Below are 21,531 nucleotides of genomic sequence, written 5' to 3'. Positions count from 1 at the left end.
GTTCTCTGCGTTAAGCGTTGCGCATGGCGGATTACGATCTCGCGATCATCGGCGGCGGGTTGAACGGTGTCAGCATCGCGCGCGACGCCGCCGGCCGCGGCTTGCGCGTGATCCTGCTGGAGCAAGGCGATCTCGGCTCTGGCGCATCCCAGGCCTCGCCACGGCTGATCCACGGCGACCTGGCGGGGCTGGAGCGCCGGGCCTTCTTTCGCGTCCATGCCGCGCTGGCGGAGCGCGACGTCTGGCTCAGGATCGCGCCGCATCTGGTGCGTCCGATGCGCTTTGCGATCCCCGCCCATGCCGATGAACGCCCGGCGTGGCAGTTGCGGTCGTGGCTGTTGCTGTACGACCGGCTGGCCTCGCGCAGCGGTCTGCCGGCGTCCGCGACCGTCGACGTCACCCATCATCCGGTCGGCAACGCGCTGAAGCGGCCGTTCGGCACCGCGTTCGAATATTCCGACTGCGTCGTCGACGATTCCCGGCTGGTGGTGCTGAACGCCGTCGATGCCGCGGCGCGCGGCGCGGTGATCCGCACCGGCGCGCGCTGCGCCCGCGCCGAAAGGGGAGAGTTTTGGCGGCTGGTGACGATCGATCGCGGCCATCGCCAGGTGATCACGGCGCGCGCGCTCGCCAATGCGACCGGGGCCTGGACCGCTTCGGTCACCGAAACCGTGTTGCGCCAGTCGCCGCTGAACCACGGCCTCATGCAGATGAGCCAGATCGTGGTCCGGCGATTGTTCGACAGCGACAACGTCTATGTGTTCCAGAATTCCGACCGGCGGCTGATTTTCGCCAGCCCCTATGAACGCGATTTCACGCTGATCGGCACCGTGGGCCACGCGTTCAAGGGCGACCCTGCCATTGTCGCGATGGGAGCCGGCGACGTGGCTTATTTGTGCGAGGCGGCGAACCGCTATTTCCGCGAAAGGATCGAGGCCGTCGACGTGGTGCGGACGGTGTCCGGCGCCAACACGGTGATCGACCCCACGGGCAAGCGCCCGGCGCGGGACGGGTCGATGACGTTCGATTACGGACGCCGCAAGGCACCGCTGATCACGATTTTCGGCGGCGACGTCACGACTTCGCGTCTGCGCGCGGAAAAGGCCGTCTCCCGGCTGACTCCGTTCTATCCGATGTCGCCGCGCTGGTCCGCCAAAGCGCCGCTGCCGGGCGGCGATTTCGCCTGGGACCGGTTCGAGGCCGAGGTCGATGCCGCGCGCCAACGCTGGCGGTTTCTCGGCGAGGACCAGGCCCGCCGCCTGGTCGGAGCTTATGGTACGAACGTCAAGGACATCCTTGGCGATGCCAGGCAGAAGCCCGATCTCGGTCCGGCCTTCGGTCCGGAATTGACGGGCGCCGAAGTGCGCTATCTCATGACCAAAGAGTGGGCGCGTTTTCCGGACGATATCTTGTGGCGGCGCTCCAAGCTCGGCCTGACCATGCCGGTCGCCGATCGCGAGGCGCTGGCGGCGTTCATGGCGGCGATGGGCTAGAGCGGCGGCGACGCGTTGCGCCCGAGCCCGCCCGCCGTGTACTAGTAGGATATGGCTGAGGAACTAGCGAAAATCGAAACGGCCGCGGAGCCGGTCGGGCCCGCGCCGTCGCCGGTCGCCGCCGACATGCCGCTGCTGCGCATCGAGGGGGTCGGGAAAAAGTTCGGCTCCTTCCGTGCGGTGGACCGGCTATCGCTCGACATCCGCGCCGGCGAGTTTTTTGCGCTGCTCGGTCCGAGCGGCTGCGGGAAGACCACGCTCTTGCGCATGCTCGCCGGGTTCGAGACGCCGGATGAAGGCCGCATTCTGCTCGACGGCAAGGACATCGCGCAGGTGCTGCCGCACGAACGTCCCGTCAACATGATGTTCCAGAACTACGCGCTGTTTCCGCATCTTTCGGTGCGGGACAATATCGCGTTCGGCCTGAAGCGCGCCGGCATGGCGCGCGCCGATATCGCGACCCGCGTCGCGGAAATGGTTTCCCTGGTCAAGCTCGACGGGCTCGAGAAACGCAAGCCGGACCAGCTCTCCGGCGGCCAGAAACAGCGCGTGGCGCTGGCGCGGTCGCTGGCGCGCCGCCCGCAGGTGCTGCTGCTCGACGAGCCGCTCGCGGCACTCGACAAGAAGCTGCGCGAAGGCACGCAAGCCGAATTGATGGACCTGCAGCGGCGCCTCGGCACGACCTTCATCATCGTCACCCACGATCAGGAAGAGGCGATGACGATGGCGAACCGGATCGGCGTGATGGACGCCGGCCGCCTCGAACAGGTCGCAACTCCGCGCGAGCTCTATGAGGCGCCGCATTCGCGCTGGGTCGCCGAGTTTGTCGGCGACGTCAATCTGTTCGACGGCGAGGTCTCCTCGCGCGACAATAACCGCCTGACGATTGCGACGCGCGACGCCGGCACGATCACGGTCGCCCAGCCGCACCAGCCGGTCACCAAGACCCTCGTCAGCGTCGCGATCCGCCCCGAGAAGGTAAAATTGTCGCGCCGCGGCCCGGTGTCGGATGCGGGCACCTCGCATGCGATCAACCGGCTCGAGGGCGTGGTCATCGAGGTCAGCTATCTCGGTGGGCTCACGACCTACAAGGTCAGGCTCGAAACCGGCGCGGTGGTGCGCTCGTCGATGGCCAACACCGCGCGGCTCGACATCGATGCCTACAGCGCGAGCCAGCGGGTGGTGGCCTGGTTCACGCCCGACGATTGCGTGGTGCTGGAGCAATGAGCGCGCGCCGCATCTTTGCCCGTCCGGCGCGCTTTGCCGCGATCGCGCCCTATCTCTGGATGGTGCTGTTCTTCCTGGTGCCATTCGGCTTCGTCCTGAAAATCAGCCTGTCGCAGACCGCAATCGCGCAGCCGCCCTACACGCCGGTGTTCGATCTCACCGAGGGATTGGCTGCGATCAAGGCCGCCTTCGGCGAGTTGTCGCTGGATAATTTCAAGCTTTTGATTTCCGACAATCTCTACATCCTGTCTTATTTGCGCAGCCTCGTCGTCGCCGTGACGTCGACGGTGATCCTGCTCGCAATCGGCTATCCCATCGCCTATGGCATGGCGCGGCTGCCGCAGCGCTGGCAGAGCGTGGCGATGATGCTGGTGATCGTGCCGTTCTGGACCTCGTTCCTGATCAGGATCTATGCCTGGATCAATATTTTGCAGCATGACGGCCTGCTCAACAAAATCCTGCTGGCGCTGCATATCGTCTCCACGCCGGTGGTGTGGCTGTCGACCGACAGCGCAATGTATCTCGGCATCGTCTATTCCTATCTGCCGTTCATGATCCTGCCGCTCTATGCCACGCTCGCCAAGATGGACGTCTCGCTGCTGGAGGCGGCCAGCGATCTCGGCGCCCCGCCGCGGCAGGCGTTCTGGCTGGTGACGTTTCCGCTGTCGCTGCCGGGCGTCGGTGCCGGCGCGCTGTTGTGTTTCATTCCGATCGTCGGCGAATTCGTGATCCCGGATCTTTTGGCCGGCTCGAACTCGATGATGATCGGCCAGACCCTGTGGCTGGAATTCTTCACCAACAGGGACTGGCCGGTGGCTGCCGCCACCGCGGTCGCGCTGCTGGGCCTGCTGGTGCCGCCCTTGCTGCTATACGACCGGCTGCAGCGCCGCCAGCTCGAGGGCGCGGGCTGATGGCGGGCCAGGCGAACAGGATATCGCGGTTCAACATCACCTCGCTGGCGCTGGGGTTGGCGTTTCTGTATCTGCCGATCGTCATCCTCGTGATTTATTCGTTCAACGCTTCCCGGCTGGTCACGGTGTGGGGCGGCTGGTCGCTGCGCTGGTATCATGAATTCTTCAACGACCGCGCCATGCTGGACGCGGCCTGGATGAGCCTCCGGGTCGCTGGAGTCTCGGCCACGCTGGCGACGCTGCTCGGCACGCTTGCGGCCGTCGGGCTTTCGCGCGGCGAGCGTTTTGGCGGCCGCGCGCTGTTCTCCGGCATGCTGTATTCGCCGCTGGTGATGCCCGAAGTGATCTCCGGGCTGTCGCTGCTGCTGCTGTTCGTCGCGCTCGACGCCGAGCGCGGGTTCTGGACCGTGACGATTGCGCATACCACGCTGACCATGTGCTTCGTCACCGTCGTGGTGCAGTCGCGGCTCACCTCGCTCGATCGCAGCCTGGAGGAAGCCGCGATGGATCTCGGCTGCGATCCGGTACGGGCGTTTCTGTTCGTGACCTTGCCGCTGATCATCCCGGCGATCGCGGCCGGCTGGATGCTGGCGTTCACGCTGTCGCTCGACGACGTCGTGATCGCAAGCTTCACCACCGGCCCCGGCTCGGCGACGCTGCCGATCCGGATCTACTCGGAGGTGCGGCTCGGGGTGAAGCCGGAGATCAACGCGATCTGCACCATGGTGATTGCCCTGATCGCGGTGGTGATCGTGGTGGCGTCCTTTGCCTCGAAATTGTCGAGCGGGCAGGGCGAGAGCGCGGCGCCGCTGTAGCTTCGTCATTGCGAGCCAACAGGTCAGCGCAAAGCGCCGCCCGATGACAGGCCTTGCGAAGCAATCCACGCCGCCACGCGAGGAAAGAATGGATTGCTTCGTCGCTACGCTCCTCGCAATGACGTTGAACGATAATGCTTCAGGATTTCACCGCGCCCGCGGTCAAGCCGCCCATCATATAGCGCTTGAACGCGTAATAGATCGCGGCCGGCGGCAGCGCGTAGATGAAGCCCGTGGTCATCAGCAATTCCCACGGCGAATCGTCGGCGGCAAGGAAATTGCCGAGCGCGACCGGAAGCGTGATGTCGGTGTCTTTCGAGAGCAGCAGGAACGCGTAGAGATACTCGTTCCAGGCGAGCAGGATCGCGTAGGTGCCGACCGCGACCAGCGACGGCATCATCAAGGGCACATAGACCAGCCGGAACAGCTGCAGCGTGGTGGCGCCGTCCATGGTCGCGGCCTCGTCGAGTTCCACCGGCAGCTTGTCGGAGGCCTGCTTCAACACCCATATCGCGTAGGGCGAAGCGATCGTCACCATCGCCAGAATCAGCGACCAGTGATTGTTCAAGAGGCCGTAATTGCCCATGGTCCGGTACATCGGCACGGCGAGGAAGGCGGCGGGAATGAAGTAGGTGAACAGCGCCAGATTCATAACGGCGCGGCCGCCGGGCACTTTCAGCCGCGAGATCGAAAACGCCGCCGCGGTTGCGATGAATAGCGTCAGCGCGCCGGTGGCGACTGCGATCACCACCGAATTCCAGAACTGGATCCAGAAATCGCGCAGGAAATAATGTTCCTGGTAGAACACGATGTGGAAATTGTGCAGCGTCGGATGCGCGGGCCACAGTTTGCCGGAGAATGCATCCTCCTTCGGCGAGATCGCGAACAGGAACATGTGGTAGATCGGCACCATGGTCCAGATGAACACGGGGATGCCGATCAAGAGCAGCTTTGCTTCGGTTCCGACTTCTCTGAGCGTGGGCAACTTCATCGCGAAAGCCGTTTCATCATGAAATAGACCAGCGGCAGCACGAACGGCAGTGCGCAGACGATCGACGCCATCGCGAGACTAAGTTGGTCGAGCCGGAGGTAGCGGATGCCGAGCGTGGACAGCACGTGGGTGAGATCGGCCGGTCCGCCGCCGGTCAAGAGATAGACGCTGTTGAAATCACCCAGCGTCCAGATCATCGAAAGCAGCGTGCAGGTGATGTAGAGCATCTGCATCGACGGCCAGGTGATGAAGCGGAATTTCTGCCACCAGCTGGCGCCGTCGACATCGGCCGCCTCGAACAGATCGTGGGAGATCGCAAGCCGTCCGGTCATCAGGATCAGGGTCCAGAACGGCAGCGACTTCCAGATGTGCATGCCGATCGCCATGGTCAGCGCCACCGTCGGGTCGTTCAGCCAGTTCGGGCCATCCTCGCCGGTGAATTTGAAGATCAGCTGGTTGATCACGCCCCATTCGGGATTGAGCATGAAGCGCACCGACAGGATGGTCGGGATCGACGGCACCGCCCAGGGCAGGATGAACAGCACCGACAGCCATTTGATCCAGGAACGCGACTGCACGAAGAAGCCGGACAGGAACAGCGCCACCAGCATTTTGAAATTGATGCCGATCACGAGGAAGATCAGCGTATTGACCGCGGCGCGCGCAAAAATCGGATCATGATAGAGCGCGACATAGCTCTCGGGGTGCCGCGCCAGCCACAGCCCATAGCCGACGGGATAGACCACGAACGCCAGGAACACGAGGACATAGGGCGCGAGCAGCACGATGCCCCAGACCTGCGGCGTGGTCAGCCGCGCCGACAGCGGCGGGCTTGGAAGGTCGGATGCTGAGAGCGTGATCGCCATGGGTCTACTCTTCGAACGAGATGCCGGCCGCGGCTACGCTGTCGTCCCTGCGAAAGCAGGGACCCATAACCACAGGCCGCTGTTGCTGCGCGTAAGCCATCGACCAGCATCTTCCAAAACGACCGCCGCGGCGTGATGGGTCCCTGCGTTCGCAGGGACTACGAGAAAATACGCGAGCGGCGGTCGGCATGGTTTGCTCCTACCCCGCGACCTGCTTGATGCGGGCGATCAGTTCGTCGACGGCCTTGTCGACCGGCACCTTCTCGCTCACCACCCGGTTCATCGCCTTGGCCCAGACGTTCTCGTTGTTCAGGATCGTGAACTTCCAGTTCTTGGTGAAGTCGAACGGCGTGGTGCCGCCGGTGAACTGGGTCCAGACCGCCTTGCGGTGCCGGTCAGCCTGCCAGAACGGGCTCGCCTGGCTGGCCGTCGTCACCGGGAACCAGCGGCCGAGCGCGCCTTCGACGTAGGGCCTCAGGTTCTCTTCCTGCATCAGGAATTTGACGAATTCCTTGCCCTCCGCCTTGTTCTTGGCGTTGGCGAAGATCAGGCCGGTCTTGACGTCGGAGCGGTACTTGATCGGCGTGCCGTCCGGCTTGTTGGGGAACGAGGCGGTGATGATGGTCTCCTCATACGCCTTCTTGCCGGCCGCGCGCTGTTCGGGGGTCAGCGCCGGGTTGTTGTAGTCGTCCAGCCATTTCGCCGCGATCGAGATCGTGAAATTGTGCGTCATCACGATGGTCTTGTTGTGGAAGGCGACGTTGTTGTCCGGGTCCTTCCAGGTGGTGGAGGAGGGCGGCGTGCAGCCCCGGACATAGGTGTCGGTGTAATCCTTCAGCGCGTGGATCAGCCCGTCGCGGACCTTGGGATCGTCGACCGTCAGCTTGCCGTCGTCGTCGACCAGCTTGACGTTATAGGCGTCCATGAAGGTGTAGAACGACTGGAACGAGTCGGTGGATTCCACGCCCATCGGCTGGCCGACGGCGTAGATGCGGCTGTTGGTGGCCTTGCGGATCGCCGGCTGTACCTTGTCGCACCAGAACGACCAGTAGTCTTCCCATTTGGTCGGGATGTCGCTTTGCTTGAAGCCGGCCTGCTCCAGCATGTCGCCCCAGATCTGGACGTGCATGCTCTGCTGCTTCAGCGGGAAGCCGTAATAGGCCTTCTTCTTGGTGACGTCGTTATATAGCAGCGCGGTCTCCAGCGTGTTCGGCGCAAACGCCGACTTCATCGGCAGCAGGATGTCGGAGAGATCCTCGAGCCTGCCCTCGAACGCCCATTTGCCCTGTGCCTGCACGTCGTAGCTGTCGGAATAGGCGACATCGGGTGCGGTGCCCGAATCCAGCGCCGCCACCGTCTTCGGAATCATGTCCTGAATCGCGTATTGCGACAATTCGACCTTGATGCCGGTCTTGGCCTCGAATTTCTTGATCGCCTCCAGCAGCGCGTCGTCCTCGGACTTGTAGAAGCCCTTGCCGAACCAGACGGTGATCGTCTTTTGCTGGGCGAACGCGGGCGCTGCGGCGTATAACAGCCCGGCAGCGGCGATCGCGATTGAAAGCGCACCTAATCCCTTGGATCTCACGTTGTTCTCCCTCGATATGCCGGCTTTTTAACCGGTTGGATAAAACACTAGCCCATGGCAGCGGCCCGATCCAGATGGGACGCGACAGACTTCTGTAGGGGGCGGGACGGTCCGGGCTGGATCGCCGGTAATTGCGAACCAACTGGTCGCGGATATACCACCGCTCGTCAGGGCCGGCACCGGCCTCTCCACGTCATTGCGAGCGCAGCGGGTCGGGCGAAAGGTCTCTCCCCGTCATTGCGAGCGAAGCGAAGCAATCCATTCTTTCTTTGCTGAGCGAGATGGATTGCTTCGCTGCGCTCGCAATGACGACTGTGGCTGTGGCGCTTCGATTGCATCAGTCATGGCTTCTCGATCCCGCGGCACGACCGCCCGAGTTTTGCGAAGGTCGTCCCCCCTCAAAAAGAGGGAGCGGGGAATGCCGGGTGCGCGCTGCACCCGCGGTCTCGTGTGCAAAGTGCACAAAGAAATGCGCACACGAGCATACAGGTTCAGCGGAAACACTCCGGCATCCCCCGCGCAACGGTTTTACGGCTTATGCCGCGCTCTCCCCGGCGACGAATTCGTCTTGTCACCGTCGTCGGCGAATTGGCGGTTCTGCTGAACCCGGTTGGGCCTTCAAAACCTCCGGCGACTTGACACCAGCAACGGGTGCCAGGACCACACGGTTTTGCCGTACGCAGCAATGTCGTTCGTCTGTCACGCCGTCATCACTCACAGGCGGAAGCCTGCCCTGCGATCCCAAGCGCGCCCGACGCTGCCGCGTCCACCGCATCCCATCCCAACGTTCGTGACGATGGCCAACGCCCCCTCGTGAGGGATGAGACGGCGGGAGTTATGGTTCTGATTTGGGGGAAACGCGAAGGGACTTATTTTTTGCGATGGGTCTGGACAGGGCAAATCACGTTGATCCGGTTCACGAAATTAGCTGTTTGGCGCAACGCGCCGTGGCGAGAAAATGCCGCTTGGTCCTCTGTGGTTAAAGCACACTGCGTGTTGGCCCGGCAATCGGCGCGCCGAGCGGTTCAGCCGCCGAGAAACTTCACCAATACGGGCGCGAGGGACGTCGCGGAAACGTTGTGAGTCTGACCTTTCAGGGTAAGGTGCTGCGCATTGCGAAGAACACCGGCCGTGGCCTGTGCCGCGCGGCGGAGCCTCACATCAGTCTTCTCGCCATCCATTATCAGCGTCGGAATCGTTACTGATGCGATCCGCTCAGCCGGCAAGGTATAGTCGCCCATGACAGCCGCATCGTAGGGAAGTGTATGCGCGACGGCCTTCAGTTTTGACCAGACGGGAAACATCAAGGGCATTGCAGCGGCGAATACTGCAGGCATGCCTACAACATCTCTCATGAAGAACTTAACCGCGTCGCTTCGGCGATCCGCAGGTGGTCAATCGTAAACCTAAGTATCATCGTCTCAAACATTTGTAAGGCACTGATGAACGTCTGTGCAATGGTCCGATCCGTCTCTCTGTGATTGGTTGTAGTTCGACGGCGTTATGCCGTTCGAACCGGGATTGCGGAGGCGAAATGCTGAGCAAAGCATATTTGGACACGGCGCGGACCATACTTCGGGCGGCCCAAACAATGACCGACCAACACGTTGCGGGTCAGCTTAAGGCGCTTGCTGAGAACTATGAGCGGCGAGCTGAGAAAGCCGCACACGCTGATGCGGCTAAGGCATTGGCTCGGTCAGATGCTCGCGAATGTGAAGCACTGTCATGAACGTCACCATCCAGAAGCTTAACGGTTTGTGGCACCTCATCGTGGGATCGTGTCAGATCCGGACCCCGTTCTTGGAGGCACAGGACCGCGCGCTGGTCGTTGCGTACGCCCGCGGAGTCTACCCGGGCGCCAAGATCCTCGAACGCGACTGACGGTGAAGAAGGGAATGGGGCAGCACTCGTGCAGGTCAAGCGTGCTGTGCCAGCGCTCGGACCCAAGCGAACCTTGGTGGACCAAGCCGGTTCGCGCTCGACAGCTTCGATGGTCGGCTGAGCGCTGCTGGTGTCCAAGGCTGAACTAAAGAAAGTTTTAATGGGAACGGTGCGGTTGGCCCTTATCTAAACATTGTCTAACCGTTGTGCAGATCATGAGTGATACACAAGGAGACGATGACATGAACGATCATGATGAATGGATCAGCTATTCGCACTGGGGCATGTTTTCACTGAAACGAGAATCCTCGCTGCGATCGGGTCCAGGCGCTCAATAATAGCGCAACGGTCGAATTGATCTAGCCAGACAATTCACGCTTCGACTGCAGTTGCCAGCGAACAAACACGACATGCCGGAGGTCAGGCTTGTGCGCCCTAAGAAGCGGTCTGCATTGATCAAGCCTTCGCTACTCATGGAGGCTACCAGCCACACGGCGATGGGCGTTGCCGTCGGTCTCGCCTTCGCGTTTCTCGTCACTCACGTCACCGCGTTGGGCATCGCGACCTTGATCAGTTACAGCCCAGCTCCAGATGCCGTTATGCTGATGTTCGTGGGCACATGCGCGATAACCTTCGGTATCGGAGCGACCCTGACGGGGTTAGCAATCACGTTGACTGAAGATCCCGATACCACGCGGCGCGAATAGCCTTTGCGGTTAGTGTTGCCGGCCTGACCTCCGCACCCGAACCAAGGGCGAGGCTCCAAGGGCCGGTTTTGCAGGATTAGCTCACGCGCTGAATTGCCCGGGTCCCCTAGCCGCCGCCCCACTCGGACGCGCTCCTTCCGTTCCACATCAATCCGCCCGCGGACACGCTGGTTGCACCGTCTGGATTGCCGTAGTTCGGATGCAAAAAACCTGATCTGCCCAGCGGTATACCCCTGTGCAAGTCATAGGTCCTGACGCTCGGCTTATGACGAACCGTTTTTGCAAGCGCGAACGTACTGGAGAGCGCGAACGCAGAGGCTAATGCTATTGTCGTGAGTTTCATTTTTTCTTCGTCGTTGTTTACAAAACAACAGATGGAGCTTCTGTTTGATCATTCCACTAAATCGCTTACCGAAATCTCGAGGGAAGTAGCGGCATCGGCCCACCGGCACCAGCGGCCCGCGTCCAAATTGGGTCTCCTTTTGGGGGGTGGCGATCAATTCCTCGGCCGCGCGCGTGAAGCTCTCACTCCGAGCCGCGGCTTCGCGCGTTCAGTGGTGGCAAGCGGCGCATCAGCTCACTTTCCACAGGAAAACTCATCATAGTCGGAAAACGAAGCCCTATCCTTCCAAGTCAAACACGACTTGGATCATGAGATTTATTAATGAGTGGCCGAGAAAAGATGCTTTGCGAAGGCGTCAGGGCCCCTAGCTTTCCAGCGTTCCGTCGCGAGACAGCATTCTACGGAACGGAGGCCCATACTTTGACGGCATCACAAATTCGTGCGGATAAGGCTTGCCAAAACTGAAAGTTAATTTACTTGAGACGACCGCATTTGATTGCCATGCTGGATCGTCATCTACCGTCGGGGCCTGCAGACCCCCGGCCTTCTAAGACGGTTCGCCGTCCAAGTTCTGCTCACCGACGAGGTCGTTGGACCTCGGGGGCTGAGCGTTGGGACGGACATATGAGCCGCATTTCTCTGAAATGTTCCGTCAGTTTGCGATGGTGCCGTCGGCACGCGCTCGACCCGGTGAAACCGGCTGAGGCGTCACGATGAACTTCGTGTCGTTTGCATTGCGACGCCCGATCTCGCTTTTGACGATGGTGATAGCCGTTGCATTGGCGGGTTTTCTGGCGGTCGATCGGATGTCTCGGGACATTTTCCCGGATCTTGGGGTACCCGTCCTGTATGTGGCCCAGCCGTATGGCGGGCTCGACCCGGCGCAGATGGAAGGGTTCATCACCAACTACTACGAGTACCACTTCCTCTACATCACCGGGATCGAGCATGTCGAAAGCAAGTCGATCCAGGGCATTGCGCTCATCAAGCTGCAATTCCATCCCGGCACCGACATGGCGCAGGCCACGGCGGAGACGGTCGCTTACGTCGACCGCGCCCGCGCCTTCACGCCCACTGGAACTGTGCCACCTTTCGTGGTGCGATTCGACGGTGGCAGCGTCCCGGTCGGTGACCTCGTGTTCTCCAGCAAGACCAAAACGGTCGCCGAGCTTCAGGACGCAGCGCTCTTCAAGGTCCGCCCATTGTTTGCGACCTTGCCGGGTGTCTCGGCGCCGCCGCCCTTTGGCTCAAGCCAGCGCACCATCCTCGTTCGCCTGGATCCCGGTAAGCTGCGTTCCTACGACATGTCGCCGGACGAGGTGGTGCGGGCGTTGGCCGCCGGCAACACGGTCAGCCCATCCGGCAACATCCGAATCGGGGATCTATGGCCTATGGTACCGGTCAACTCCGTTGTCGGGGATTTCAAGGGCCTGAACAACATTCCCATCCGCTCGCACGGAACGCAGACGATCTTCATACGCGACGTCGGATCGGTCGAAGACGGCGCCGACATCCAGACCGGCTACGCGCTGGTAGATGGACATCGCACGGTCTACATCCCCGTAACCAAACGGGCGGACGCCTCGACACTCGCGGTCGTCCAAGCCGTTAAAGCCAACTTGCCACGCTTCCAGTCCGTACTGCCTGATGATGTTGAGGTCAGTTACCAGTTCGACCAGTCCCCCTACGTGACGCGCGCCATCCAGGGCCTGTTCGTCGAAGGCGCTCTCAGCGCGGTGCTCACGGGCCTTATGGTGCTGCTGTTTCTGCGGGATTGGCGCAGTTCGCTCGTCGTGGTCTTGAACATTCCGCTCGCGATCCTCGGGTCGGTGACAGCGCTCTGGGTATCGGGTCAGACCATCAACATCATGACCCTGGGCGGGTTGGCGTTGGCTGTCGGCATCCTGGTCGACGAGGCGACAGTCACCATCGAGAATATCCACACGCGTCTTGCTGATGGCCGCAGCCTTGCCCGTGCCGCGAGCGAGGCCACGGCCGAGACGACGCTGCCCCGGTTCGTGGCCATGCTCTGCATCCTGGCGGTGTTCATTCCCGCCTTCTTCATGACTGGCGCCGCACACAATTTGTTCGTGCCGCTGGCCTTGGCAGTCGGCTTCTCGATGGTGGGATCGTATCTGCTTTCCAGTACCTTTGTGCCGGTACTGTCCGTCTGGATGCTGCGCAATTCAAGCACGCACCGCGAGCCGCGAGAAACGTTTTTCGATCGGCTGCGTGCCAGGTACGATCGGTTCGCGCGCGCCGTCATGAAACGACGGCGCATCGTCGTGCTTTCCTATCTCATCACCAGCGGCGCAATCATTTTCCTGGTCGGCAGTTCGCTCGGCACCGAGATTTTTTCGAGCGTGGATACCGGCCAGCTCCAATTGCATCTCCGGGCTCCCGCCGGGACGCGCATCGAGCGGACCGAGCAGATCGCGCTGAAGACACTCGACGCGATCAAGCGCGAGGTCGGGCCGGATAACGTGGAAATCAGCCTCGGTTTTGTCGGAACGCAGCCGCCCAATTACCCCATCAATACCATTTATCTCTGGAGTTCCGGCTCTGAGGAGGCGGTGCTGCAGGTGCAGCTCAAGCGCGGCGCCGGGATCGGCATCGAGGATTTGAAGGAGCGGCTGCGTCAGAAATTGCCCCAGGAACTGCCGGGTGTGCGCTTCTCATTCGAGCCAAGCGACATCGTCAGCCGAGTGATGAGCTTCGGCGCGCCGACACCGATCGAAGTGGCCGTGAGCGGGCCGAACCTCGCCGATAGCCGCCAATATGCCGATAAGTTGCGAGCGAAATTGGCACAGGTGCCGACGCTGCGCGACCTGGGATTTGAGCAGGAACTCGATTACCCGACCGTAAAGGTCACCGTAGACCGCGAACGCGCGGGCGTTCTCGGGGTGACGACGGACGATGTGGCGAAATCGGTCGTCGCGGGCACATCATCCAGTCGCTACACCTCGGCGAACTATTGGGCCGATCCCAAGAGCGGCATTGGTTATCAGGTGCAGGTCGAGATCCCCGAGCACCAGATGAATTCCCTGGAGGAGGTGAAGAACCTGCCCATCGCTCGCCGGTCGGGCGGACAGATCGACCTCCGCAATGTTGCCGGCGTTACCGACAGCACAGCGCTCGGCGAATATGACCGCTACAACATGCAGCGCATGCTGACGCTGAGCGCAAACATCTCGGGCGAGGATCTCGGACGCGCGGCAGCCCGCGTGCAGCAGGCTATCAAAGATACGGGAAAGCCGCCCGATCGGGTGAACGTGACCGTGCGCGGGCAAGTCCAGCCGATGGCAGAGATGTTCGGAGGCCTGCGGCTGGGGCTCTTGATGGCGGTGGGTGTCATCCTCCTGCTGCTGACCGCCAATTTCCAATCGTTCCGGCTTTCCCTGGCGGTGGGGTCGACGGTTCCCGCCGTCATCGCCGGGGTCGTGCTTATGCTGTGGCTCACCCGGACCACGCTCAACATTCAATCCTTCATGGGCGCGATCATGGCGATTGGCGTGGCGGTGGCAAACGCCATCCTGCTCGTGACTTTCGCAGAACGTAGCCGGGTCGCGGGCCTCGAACCATGGGAGGCAGCAATAGAAGGCGCACGGAGCCGTCTGCGTCCGATCCTGATGACAAGTTTCGCGATGCTGGCCGGGATGATGCCAATGGCGCTGGGCCTGGGCGAAGGCGGAGAGCAAAGCGCGCCGCTTGGGCGGGCGGTGATCGGCGGTCTCCTCGGCGCGACTTGCGCCACACTCATCATCCTGCCGGCGATCCTGGCCACGCTGCAGTCGCGGCATGCCCCGATTTCCGCGTCGCTCGATCCTGACGACCCCCATAGCCGATATTTCGAGCCAGAGCCGCGGCCCGCCTCGGTGTCGGATCGTGGCGACCGACCCGCCGAATACTATGATCGGGCGGCGGAATAAGCGAGCAGCCAAAAACGGAATTTAGAGGCGCAACACCATGAATTTCATGAGTCTAACGGGCATCAAGGTCTTGGCAGGCATCATCGGCGTCGGCGCGGCTGGCATCGTTGCCAATTGGCATTTGGCAGCATCGCCATCGTCATCGCTTGTGAGTCCGTGGAAGCCGGATAACCTGCCGCGGGTCGAAGTTGTTCGTCCGCGCCGCGCCACGGTGGCCCAGCGTCTCCAGACCAACGCCACCCTCGATGCTTTTGAGGAAACAGATCTCTTCGCCAAGGTCGCCGGATACCTGTCCGATGTTCGCGTCGATATCGGCGATCACGTCAAGGCAGGTCAAGTGCTCGCGGTGATCGATGTTCCCGAAATGAAGCAGGAGCTTGCCGAAGCCAAGGCCCAACTCGAATCCAAGAAAAGTTCGCTGGAGAGCGCTCGCCGGCAACTGGACCACAACAAGGCGGACTTTGCGCTTCAGAGCGCCCTGGCGAAGGACCGGGACCAGTTGGGCGAGGGACGGGGCTTCATCAGCGACCGGACGCTCGATCAGGTGCACGCCAATACGGAGATCGCCAAGGCGGATCTCGGCGTTGCGGAAGCGAACCGCGACCTCGCCGCCAACCAGGTCGACGTCGCTGCTGCGACTGTGGAGAAGATCAAGGCTCTGCTCACCTATACGCAGATCGTGGCGCCTTTCGATGGCGTGGTGGCGCGGCGCCAGGTGAACCGGGGCGATCTGGTCCAGGCCGCCACGGCCACGCGAACGACGCCGTCGGCAGGTTCACTTTTCACGGTGCAGCGAATCGACACGATCCGGGTGTTTTGCGACGTTCCGGAGAACGACGTACCCCACCTTCGCGTCGGCGATCCGGCCATCGTCAAGCCGTCCGGCTTCGACGGTAAGCCGTTCATCGGCAAGGTAACCCGCTTTTCCCAGCGTCTTGATCCCGAGACCCGCAACATGCGTACCGAGATCGACCTGCCCAACCCCAAGGAACAGCTCTATCCGGGCACGTATGCGGAGGTCTCCCTGGAAATGAACCGGCATCCCGATGCGCTTACTCTGCCTGGCGCTGCTGTAGGTACGGATGGCGACGGCAACTTCGTGTACACAATCGCCGACAATCGGATCACACGCCTCACCGTCAAGACGGGTCTCATCGATAACGGTCGCATCGAGGTGACCGCCGGCCTTTCGGAGGAGACGCCGGTGGTGGCAAGCACCAAGGGTGTCCCACCACTGACAACGGCGGTCCAGCCCCAGATGGTCCGAGAGAACTCCTAGCATCACGGCATGGAGACTGAAGGCGAAATCACTGTTGTTCAATTTCAGCAGATGTTGGCTACGAGATTCCAAATCAAGCTACATCTGCAACAGTGCGGGCGCGCTTCGGCCGCGCCGCGCGCCCGCCCGAACAACTCGTTCTCTGAATTTTCTGAATTTAAATTTAATCAGGGTGGCTCGCGGAGAGTTGAGTAACGGAGTCGTCGAAGCTGGTAGCGATTTTCCAAAACGATTCCTACCTGCTAAGCCCGGTCCTGGTTGGGAACGATAAATCTGTGACGGAGAATGGTTATGTTGCGTAAGACAATGATCGCGTTATTGGCAGTTGCGTCCGTTGGCCTGGTGTCGCCAACGATGGCGTTGGCTCGTGGTGGTGGTGGCGGCGGCGGCGGTGGAGGCGGCCACGGGGGCGGCGGTGGCTTTGGCGGCGGCGGTTTCCATGGTGGCGGCTTTGGTGGCGGCGGCTTCGGAGGAGGCGGTTTCCATGGCGGCGGCATAGCTGGCGGATTCCATGGCGGCGGCGTGGCCAGCGGATTCCATGATGGCGGCGGTTTCCACGGAGGTGGATTTCGTGGCGGTGAATTCCGCGGCCGTGGATTTCATGATCGCGACTTCGGGCGACGACGTTTCGGCTTCGGCTTCTACCCGTACGGCTACTATGACGACTACGCTTACGACTATCCGTATGGCTATTATCCGTATGCCTCCAGCGATTCATACGCCGACGACGGCAGTTGCTACGTGGTCCGGCGACGCGTGCACACCAAGCATGGCTGGCACCTCCAACCCCATCAGGTGTGCGGTTGATGGACGGTCGTAGATCGATGTTGATCGCGATCTGGAACGGTCAGCTGACAGATTGAGTATCTGGCCGCGAGATGGCCTTGGCGCGAGAGGGCGCTGAGGTCATCTCTCGTGAATGCAGGTCTTGCCCCGAAGCGATCTGGATCTGGCTTAAATGGAAATTCGCGATCGACCGCTTTTGCCACTTTTCACTACCGCTGTGCGTTTTCCCGCCAGCATCCGGTTCTCCGCGCCTGCGGAGAGCCGTGCCGTCGTGCCATGAACCGCGCGGGCGGCTTCTACCATGCGGGGGCAATCAACACGTGGAGAGTCCGATGACCATGACCACCGAACGCCGAAACTTTCTCAAGGCCGTAAGTGCTGCCGCAGCATCGACGGCTGTGCTTGCCGGAACACAGGCGCTTGCTCAGGGCAACCCGCAGGTCGCAGCTAAAGCGATGCCTTATCAAGCCAAACCAATGCCCTTCGATCCGAAAGCCATCACGGGCATCTCGGAAAAGGTGCTCGTTAGCCACTATGAGAACAACTATGTCGGCGCGGTGAAGCGCCTCAATGCGATTGGCACCCAACTGGCAGAGCTTGATTTCGCCAGGGCTCCGAATTTCGTCATCAACGGTTTGAAGCGTGAGGAACTAGTCGCCTCAAATTCGATGATCCTCCACGAAATCTATTTTGATGGGCTTGGTGGTGGCGCAAGAGCCAGTGGACCTCTTGCTGACGCCATCGCGCGTGATTTCGGCAGTATGGAGCGCTGGCGATCCGAGTTCGCAGCGATGGGCAAGGCCGAAGGCGGTGGTTCGGGTTGGGTGATCCTCGCGTACTCACCTCGCGACAAGCGGCTTGTCAACCAATGGGCCGCCGACCACACCACGACGCTTGCAGGCGGTCGTCCGGTCCTGGTGCTCGATATGTACGAGCACGCCTATCACATGGACTACGGTGCGGCGGCCGCGCGCTACGTCGACGTCTACATGGAAGCTATTCGCTGGGACAACGCCGCCAAACTGTACGAGCAATATAGCCGGCAAACTTAGAGCGCAGGCGGTAGCTCTGCCAGATCATGCGTGCCTCCAAGAATAGGCATGGCCGCTTCCGAGACTGCGATCTGTTGTGAAAGCTGTTCGAGACCGTGGTCCGGCGGCGCGAACCGTCATTGCCGCATATGACGCGCTTATGAATGGCAACGGCAATCAGTCTCGATTTCATACAGCCTTCCGCACATCTTCTGCGCGTCGGCCGGCTCTTAAGCCCTATGAGCCGCAAGAATGGAAACTTAAGATACCTCGTGTCTGGCAGGCCTCACATGTTTGACCACGATTCAATCCCTACGCGGAAATGGGCGTCAAATTTGCCCGTCTCACATCCAGTTGGGCATTCTGTCCTGGCAGTTGATAATGAGGCAGTGAATGATGTTGCGGAAATCTACAACCAAGCTGGTGACGATTATGTCTCCTATGCCGATGGCGACCCTTCGCAGCCATTTGCCTTTGACGGAATGCACGCTTACGCGGATCGCTGCGTCTGGGCCGTATTGGAGAAGAAACTAACCGACCTGCGGGCTTCCGGTGCAAGCTCGGTCAGGCTCCTCGATGCGGGTTGCGGACCCGGTACATGGCTGCGTCGACTGGTCGTACGCGCACATGCGCTCGGATTCAGCGGCATTACTGCGCGTGGATTCGACATCGCACAAACGCAAATACAACAGGCGCGGTTGGCGGCCCGAAATCCTTCCAGCCTTCCCGGAGTGAATCTCACATTCGACGTCGCAGACCTTGCGGACCGGTTGCCGGAATCCGATGCCTCGGTCGATCTGACTCTTTGCCTGTACAGCGCGCTCAGCCATCTGCCTGTTACACGCTTGCCGGAAATCTCAAAAGAGATGGCACGCGTCACGTCGGGATATTGCATAACAACGGTCCGCCCGATCGGCAGCATTCCAACGGCCTTTGTAGACTCGATCGAGAAAGTCCGCCGATTGAAACAGGATCACGTCAGGGACCGGTGTGAAATCGACCTCAGCGATGGCCGACATATGGCATTCGGCTTTCACCTGTTTACTGCGGCCGAATTGCAAGACCATTTTGCCGGCTGTTTCGACATCGAAGATCTGCGCGGCCTCGACCTCTTTCACAGTCGTTTCATGCCAGATTCCCGGTGGAATCCCGTCTCGCCGCCAGGCGATGGTCAGCTTGCCGATGAACTAGCATTACAGTTGCTTTTTTGATTTGAAGTGGGCGCGTTGAGCGGCAGCCTGGTGAGCTCTGCGCCAAAAAGACCATGCGATGATGTGTGCGGGTTGAATCCGCTTTCGCGCAAGTCTGATGGCAATGCGGCGGATTTCCTGGATTGACCAACGGATCAGTGGTGGGGTGGTTATGCTTTGGCTTTTGCCGGGGGGCGCCGTTTCGTTTTTTTGGGCGGTGGCGGATTGGCGCGATGTCGGATCGCGGCCATCATGGCGAAGGCGAGCATCACCAAGGACACATGACGGTGCCAGCCATGCCAGGATCTGCTCTCGTTGTGATCGAGCCCGAACTCGTTTTTCGCGGTTTCAAAGCCGTCCTCGATCGCCCATCGATGGCCTTCGACCGCGACCAGCGTTTCAAGGGCTGTTCCCGCTGGGCACCAGGTGGTGAAGAAGGCGAGGTCATCATCGGCGATGCGACGACGGATCAGTAGACCGCGTGTCCACAAACCGTCATTTGCACTGTTGAACTGCTCGGCCTCGAGATCGGCCAATTCGAGATAACACCAATCGTGCAGCCGCGGTCCTTTGGTTCCGGCTCCCGCCGACAGGCGCTTCCAGTCGGATGAGTGCCGCGTCCGGGCGAGGTCTGCAGCCGTACCGGCGACCGGCGGTCGCTTGCCCCAGGATCGAAACACATGAGCGCTGCTGACCCCAAGCACGTAGCCTTTGCCTGCCCGACGTAGCTGCTGTTCGATGTTGCCAACACCGTAGACGGTATCGCCGGCAACCCACCTGAATGGTACAGACGCGGCTATCGCGCGTGCGATCATTCTCGTCGCAAGCCTTGGTTTGGTCGCAAAGCCGACATCGGCAGGCACATATGCGGCTTCCAGACGATCCGGATCGTCGGTCCATTCCTTCGGGAGATACAACGCGCGATCGATGAACGCATGGCCATGACGCGAAACGTAGGCAGCGAAGACGCCGATCTGGCAGTTCGTGATCTTCCCTGCCGAACCAGTGTATTGCCGCGCCACTCCGCATGACGCTTTGCCCTGTTTGAGAAAACCGGTCTCGTCGATCACCAGCACCGCATCGTCATCCGCCAAATGCTCGATGACGTAGTCGCGCACGATATCGCGCAGGGCATCGGCGTCCCAGTCTCCACGACCCAGAATCGCCTGCTGCCGCCATGGGCCGGGATCGCCAGCCGCCTCCGCGCGCATCCAACCGGTCTTGCGCTGCTCATCTCCGAGCAGACCTTCCAGGAATAGACCTGCATTCGTCGCAACACGCTCTTGCGTGAACAACGGACGTATCCGTTGCTTGATCTCTCGAAGCGACGCCGCCCACAACGCAAGCGTCTCCTCAACCGACGCGGCCCGCGCCCACGACATTCGAATCATGGTTGCCCATGGATTCAGAAGCCCGCAAAAAAAGCAACTGTAATGCTAGAGCGGCTTGAGGAGGCGCATGCCTCACGCCAGGAGTTCATGGATCGCGCCACCCATCTCCTGCTCGTGGCGCGCAGCCGGCGAGCCGCTGCGCCTGCCGCCCGTGTCGTTGTGTCGACTTAGCACCGGCGACTTTTGTCCAAAACCCGTATTTGTAGCCAACCGATCGGCCTCGAACTCACGACGCGGCGAGGGTTCTTTGCAGGCGGGCGATCGCGCCGGGCAAACCGCGCACCTTCATGATCCGGCCCGTGATGTCGTACTCCTCGGAGAGCACGCGCGTGTTCTCATACACATCGCTGAGCAACCCTTGTTTCGCGTACGGCAACACTAATTGGTCCTCCACCATCGCAGCTTCAAAAAACGCGACAATCGTCTCGCGAAGCGCGGCCACGTCCTCGGATGACTTCGCGGAGAGGAGGATTGCGTCGGGGTGCTTCGCGCGGAGGGCGGCACGATCCGCCTGGCTCACGTGATCGATCTTGTTGAGGAGCAGGCGCGACGGGACGACGTCCGCGCCGATCTCGCGCAGCACGTTCCGGCTCACCTCCAGCTGCGATTCGTGCGTGGGATCGGACGCGTCGACGACGAACAGCAGGAGCGACGCTTCCAGCGCTTCGGCGAGCGTGGATCGGAATGACGCAACGAGATCGTGCGGCAGTTTCTTGATGAACCCGACCGTGTCGGAAATGAGAACGCGCGGCTTTGCCGCGGGTTGCAGAGCGCGCACCGTCGTGTCAAGCGTCGCGAAGAGCTTGTCCGCGACCAGTACCTCGCTACCCGTCAGCGCTCGCATAAGCGATGACTTGCCTGCGTTCGTGTACCCGACCAGTGCGACCCGGAGCTGATCGCGACGAGCCGAACGGCGCTCGTCATTGTCTCGCTGGATATCCCCCAACTGCTCCTTCAGTTCCGCGAGGCGATCGCGGATCTTGCGTCGATCCAGTTCGAGATCGGACTCGCCCGCGCCGTAGCCCTGCTGCCGCTCGCCGCCTGCCGACGATTCCCGCAGGCGTGGCGCGATGTACTTCAACCGCGCCATCTCAACCTGCAACTTC

Annotated in this window: 17 protein-coding genes; 11 read left to right on the top strand and 6 right to left on the bottom strand. The window is 61.3% G+C overall.

Annotation, left to right across the window (positions count from 1 at the left end):
- Positions 1-23: 23 nt before the first annotated feature.
- From NL528_RS39915 to NL528_RS39900, 4 genes are read left to right on the top strand one after another with little or no spacing between them, the layout of a single operon-like run.
- On the top strand, positions 24-1,493 hold the full coding sequence (locus tag NL528_RS39915; protein ID WP_309179810.1) for a glycerol-3-phosphate dehydrogenase: 1,470 nt from the start codon (positions 24-26) through the stop codon (positions 1,491-1,493).
- A 51-nt stretch (positions 1,494-1,544) separates the two neighbouring features.
- Entirely contained in the window at positions 1,545-2,720 is a 1,176-nt protein-coding gene (locus NL528_RS39910; RefSeq protein ID WP_309179809.1) for an ABC transporter ATP-binding protein, read from the top strand.
- Positions 2,717-3,631, top strand: coding sequence for an ABC transporter permease subunit (locus NL528_RS39905; protein ID WP_309179808.1), 915 nt, complete (start codon positions 2,717-2,719; stop codon positions 3,629-3,631). Before NL528_RS39910 ends, NL528_RS39905 begins: the two co-directional genes overlap by 4 nt.
- Positions 3,631-4,446 (top strand): ABC transporter permease, encoded by an 816-nt coding sequence (locus NL528_RS39900; RefSeq protein WP_309179807.1) that lies wholly within the window; start codon positions 3,631-3,633, stop codon positions 4,444-4,446. Before NL528_RS39905 ends, NL528_RS39900 begins: the two co-directional genes overlap by 1 nt.
- Before the next feature lie 139 nt (positions 4,447-4,585).
- On the opposite strand, the gene NL528_RS39895 is transcribed toward NL528_RS39900, so the two are convergent.
- The 4 genes from NL528_RS39895 to NL528_RS39880 all read right to left on the bottom strand — a co-directional run bounded on the left by NL528_RS39895 (position 4,586) and on the right by NL528_RS39880 (position 9,225).
- Positions 4,586-5,437 (bottom strand): carbohydrate ABC transporter permease, encoded by an 852-nt coding sequence (locus NL528_RS39895; RefSeq protein ID WP_309179806.1) that lies wholly within the window; start codon positions 5,435-5,437, stop codon positions 4,586-4,588.
- Positions 5,434-6,303 (bottom strand): sugar ABC transporter permease, encoded by an 870-nt coding sequence (locus tag NL528_RS39890; protein ID WP_309179805.1) that lies wholly within the window; start codon positions 6,301-6,303, stop codon positions 5,434-5,436. Before NL528_RS39890 ends, NL528_RS39895 begins: the two co-directional genes overlap by 4 nt.
- Before the next feature lie 199 nt (positions 6,304-6,502).
- The gene (locus NL528_RS39885) at positions 6,503-7,888 is read right to left on the bottom strand and encodes an ABC transporter substrate-binding protein (protein WP_309179804.1); all 1,386 of its coding nucleotides are present in this window, start codon (positions 7,886-7,888) and stop codon (positions 6,503-6,505) included.
- 1,025 nt (positions 7,889-8,913) lie between these two features.
- A complete protein-coding gene (locus NL528_RS39880) occupies positions 8,914-9,225 on the bottom strand; it encodes a hypothetical protein (RefSeq protein ID WP_309179803.1) in 312 nt (103 codons plus the stop codon).
- Positions 9,226-9,613: 388 nt separating this feature from the next.
- On the opposite strand from NL528_RS39880, the gene NL528_RS39875 reads away from it, so the two are divergent.
- From NL528_RS39875 to NL528_RS39845, 7 genes are all read left to right on the top strand, one after another.
- Positions 9,614-9,769: a hypothetical protein gene (locus NL528_RS39875; RefSeq protein WP_309179802.1), complete on the top strand. Its 156-nt coding sequence runs from the start codon at positions 9,614-9,616 to the stop codon at positions 9,767-9,769.
- 452 nt (positions 9,770-10,221) lie between these two features.
- A complete protein-coding gene (locus tag NL528_RS39870) occupies positions 10,222-10,476 on the top strand; it encodes a hypothetical protein (protein WP_309179801.1) in 255 nt (84 codons plus the stop codon).
- Positions 10,477-11,598: 1,122 nt separating this feature from the next.
- The gene (locus tag NL528_RS39865; RefSeq protein ID WP_309179800.1) at positions 11,599-14,748 is read left to right on the top strand and encodes an efflux RND transporter permease subunit; all 3,150 of its coding nucleotides are present in this window, start codon (positions 11,599-11,601) and stop codon (positions 14,746-14,748) included.
- A 37-nt stretch (positions 14,749-14,785) separates the two neighbouring features.
- Positions 14,786-16,027, top strand: coding sequence for an efflux RND transporter periplasmic adaptor subunit (locus NL528_RS39860; protein WP_309179799.1), 1,242 nt, complete (start codon positions 14,786-14,788; stop codon positions 16,025-16,027).
- A gap of 291 nt (positions 16,028-16,318) precedes the next feature.
- Positions 16,319-16,834 (top strand): hypothetical protein, encoded by a 516-nt coding sequence (locus NL528_RS39855; RefSeq protein WP_309179798.1) that lies wholly within the window; start codon positions 16,319-16,321, stop codon positions 16,832-16,834.
- Between the two features lie 311 nt (positions 16,835-17,145).
- Positions 17,146-17,865 carry a Fe-Mn family superoxide dismutase gene (locus NL528_RS39850; protein ID WP_309179797.1) on the top strand — a complete coding sequence of 240 codons (720 nt, stop codon included), beginning with the start codon at positions 17,146-17,148 and terminating at the stop codon, positions 17,863-17,865.
- Between the two features lie 368 nt (positions 17,866-18,233).
- Positions 18,234-19,055: a class I SAM-dependent methyltransferase gene (locus NL528_RS39845; RefSeq protein ID WP_309179796.1), complete on the top strand. Its 822-nt coding sequence runs from the start codon at positions 18,234-18,236 to the stop codon at positions 19,053-19,055.
- A 149-nt stretch (positions 19,056-19,204) separates the two neighbouring features.
- Here the strand turns inward: NL528_RS39845 and NL528_RS39840 are convergent, their stop codons facing one another.
- Together NL528_RS39840 and hflX are read right to left on the bottom strand one after the other, a co-directional pair.
- Positions 19,205-20,425 (bottom strand): IS701 family transposase, encoded by a 1,221-nt coding sequence (locus NL528_RS39840; protein WP_309176641.1) that lies wholly within the window; start codon positions 20,423-20,425, stop codon positions 19,205-19,207.
- 226 nt (positions 20,426-20,651) lie between these two features.
- Positions 20,652-21,527, bottom strand: coding sequence for a GTPase HflX (gene hflX / locus NL528_RS39835; RefSeq protein ID WP_309179795.1), 876 nt, complete (start codon positions 21,525-21,527; stop codon positions 20,652-20,654).
- Positions 21,528-21,531: the final 4 nt, after the last annotated feature.

The organism is Bradyrhizobium sp. Ash2021, assembly GCF_031202265.1.
Taxonomy (GTDB): Bacteria; Pseudomonadota; Alphaproteobacteria; order Rhizobiales; family Xanthobacteraceae; genus Bradyrhizobium.
The sequence above is the reverse complement of the archived record's forward strand: the minus strand, read 5'-3'. Positions and strand labels throughout refer to the sequence as shown.

Excerpts from the sequence above, each read along its gene's own strand:
- NL528_RS39910 (WP_309179809.1), top strand. The coding sequence starts at position 1,545 with ATGGCTGAGGAACTAGCGAAAATCGAAACGGCCGCGGAGCCGGTCGGG.
- NL528_RS39900 (WP_309179807.1), top strand. The coding sequence starts at position 3,631 with ATGGCGGGCCAGGCGAACAGGATATCGCGGTTCAACATCACCTCGCTG.
- NL528_RS39880 (WP_309179803.1), bottom strand. The coding sequence starts at position 9,225 with ATGCCTGCAGTATTCGCCGCTGCAATGCCCTTGATGTTTCCCGTCTGG.
- NL528_RS39895 (WP_309179806.1), bottom strand. The coding sequence starts at position 5,437 with ATGAAGTTGCCCACGCTCAGAGAAGTCGGAACCGAAGCAAAGCTGCTC.
- NL528_RS39860 (WP_309179799.1), top strand. The coding sequence starts at position 14,786 with ATGAATTTCATGAGTCTAACGGGCATCAAGGTCTTGGCAGGCATCATC.
- NL528_RS39850 (WP_309179797.1), top strand. The coding sequence starts at position 17,146 with ATGACCATGACCACCGAACGCCGAAACTTTCTCAAGGCCGTAAGTGCT.
- NL528_RS39890 (WP_309179805.1), bottom strand. The coding sequence starts at position 6,303 with ATGGCGATCACGCTCTCAGCATCCGACCTTCCAAGCCCGCCGCTGTCG.
- NL528_RS39905 (WP_309179808.1), top strand. The coding sequence starts at position 2,717 with ATGAGCGCGCGCCGCATCTTTGCCCGTCCGGCGCGCTTTGCCGCGATC.
- NL528_RS39855 (WP_309179798.1), top strand. The coding sequence starts at position 16,319 with ATGTTGCGTAAGACAATGATCGCGTTATTGGCAGTTGCGTCCGTTGGC.
- NL528_RS39875 (WP_309179802.1), top strand. The coding sequence starts at position 9,614 with ATGAACGTCACCATCCAGAAGCTTAACGGTTTGTGGCACCTCATCGTG.
- NL528_RS39915 (WP_309179810.1), top strand. The coding sequence starts at position 24 with ATGGCGGATTACGATCTCGCGATCATCGGCGGCGGGTTGAACGGTGTC.
- NL528_RS39840 (WP_309176641.1), bottom strand. The coding sequence starts at position 20,425 with ATGATTCGAATGTCGTGGGCGCGGGCCGCGTCGGTTGAGGAGACGCTT.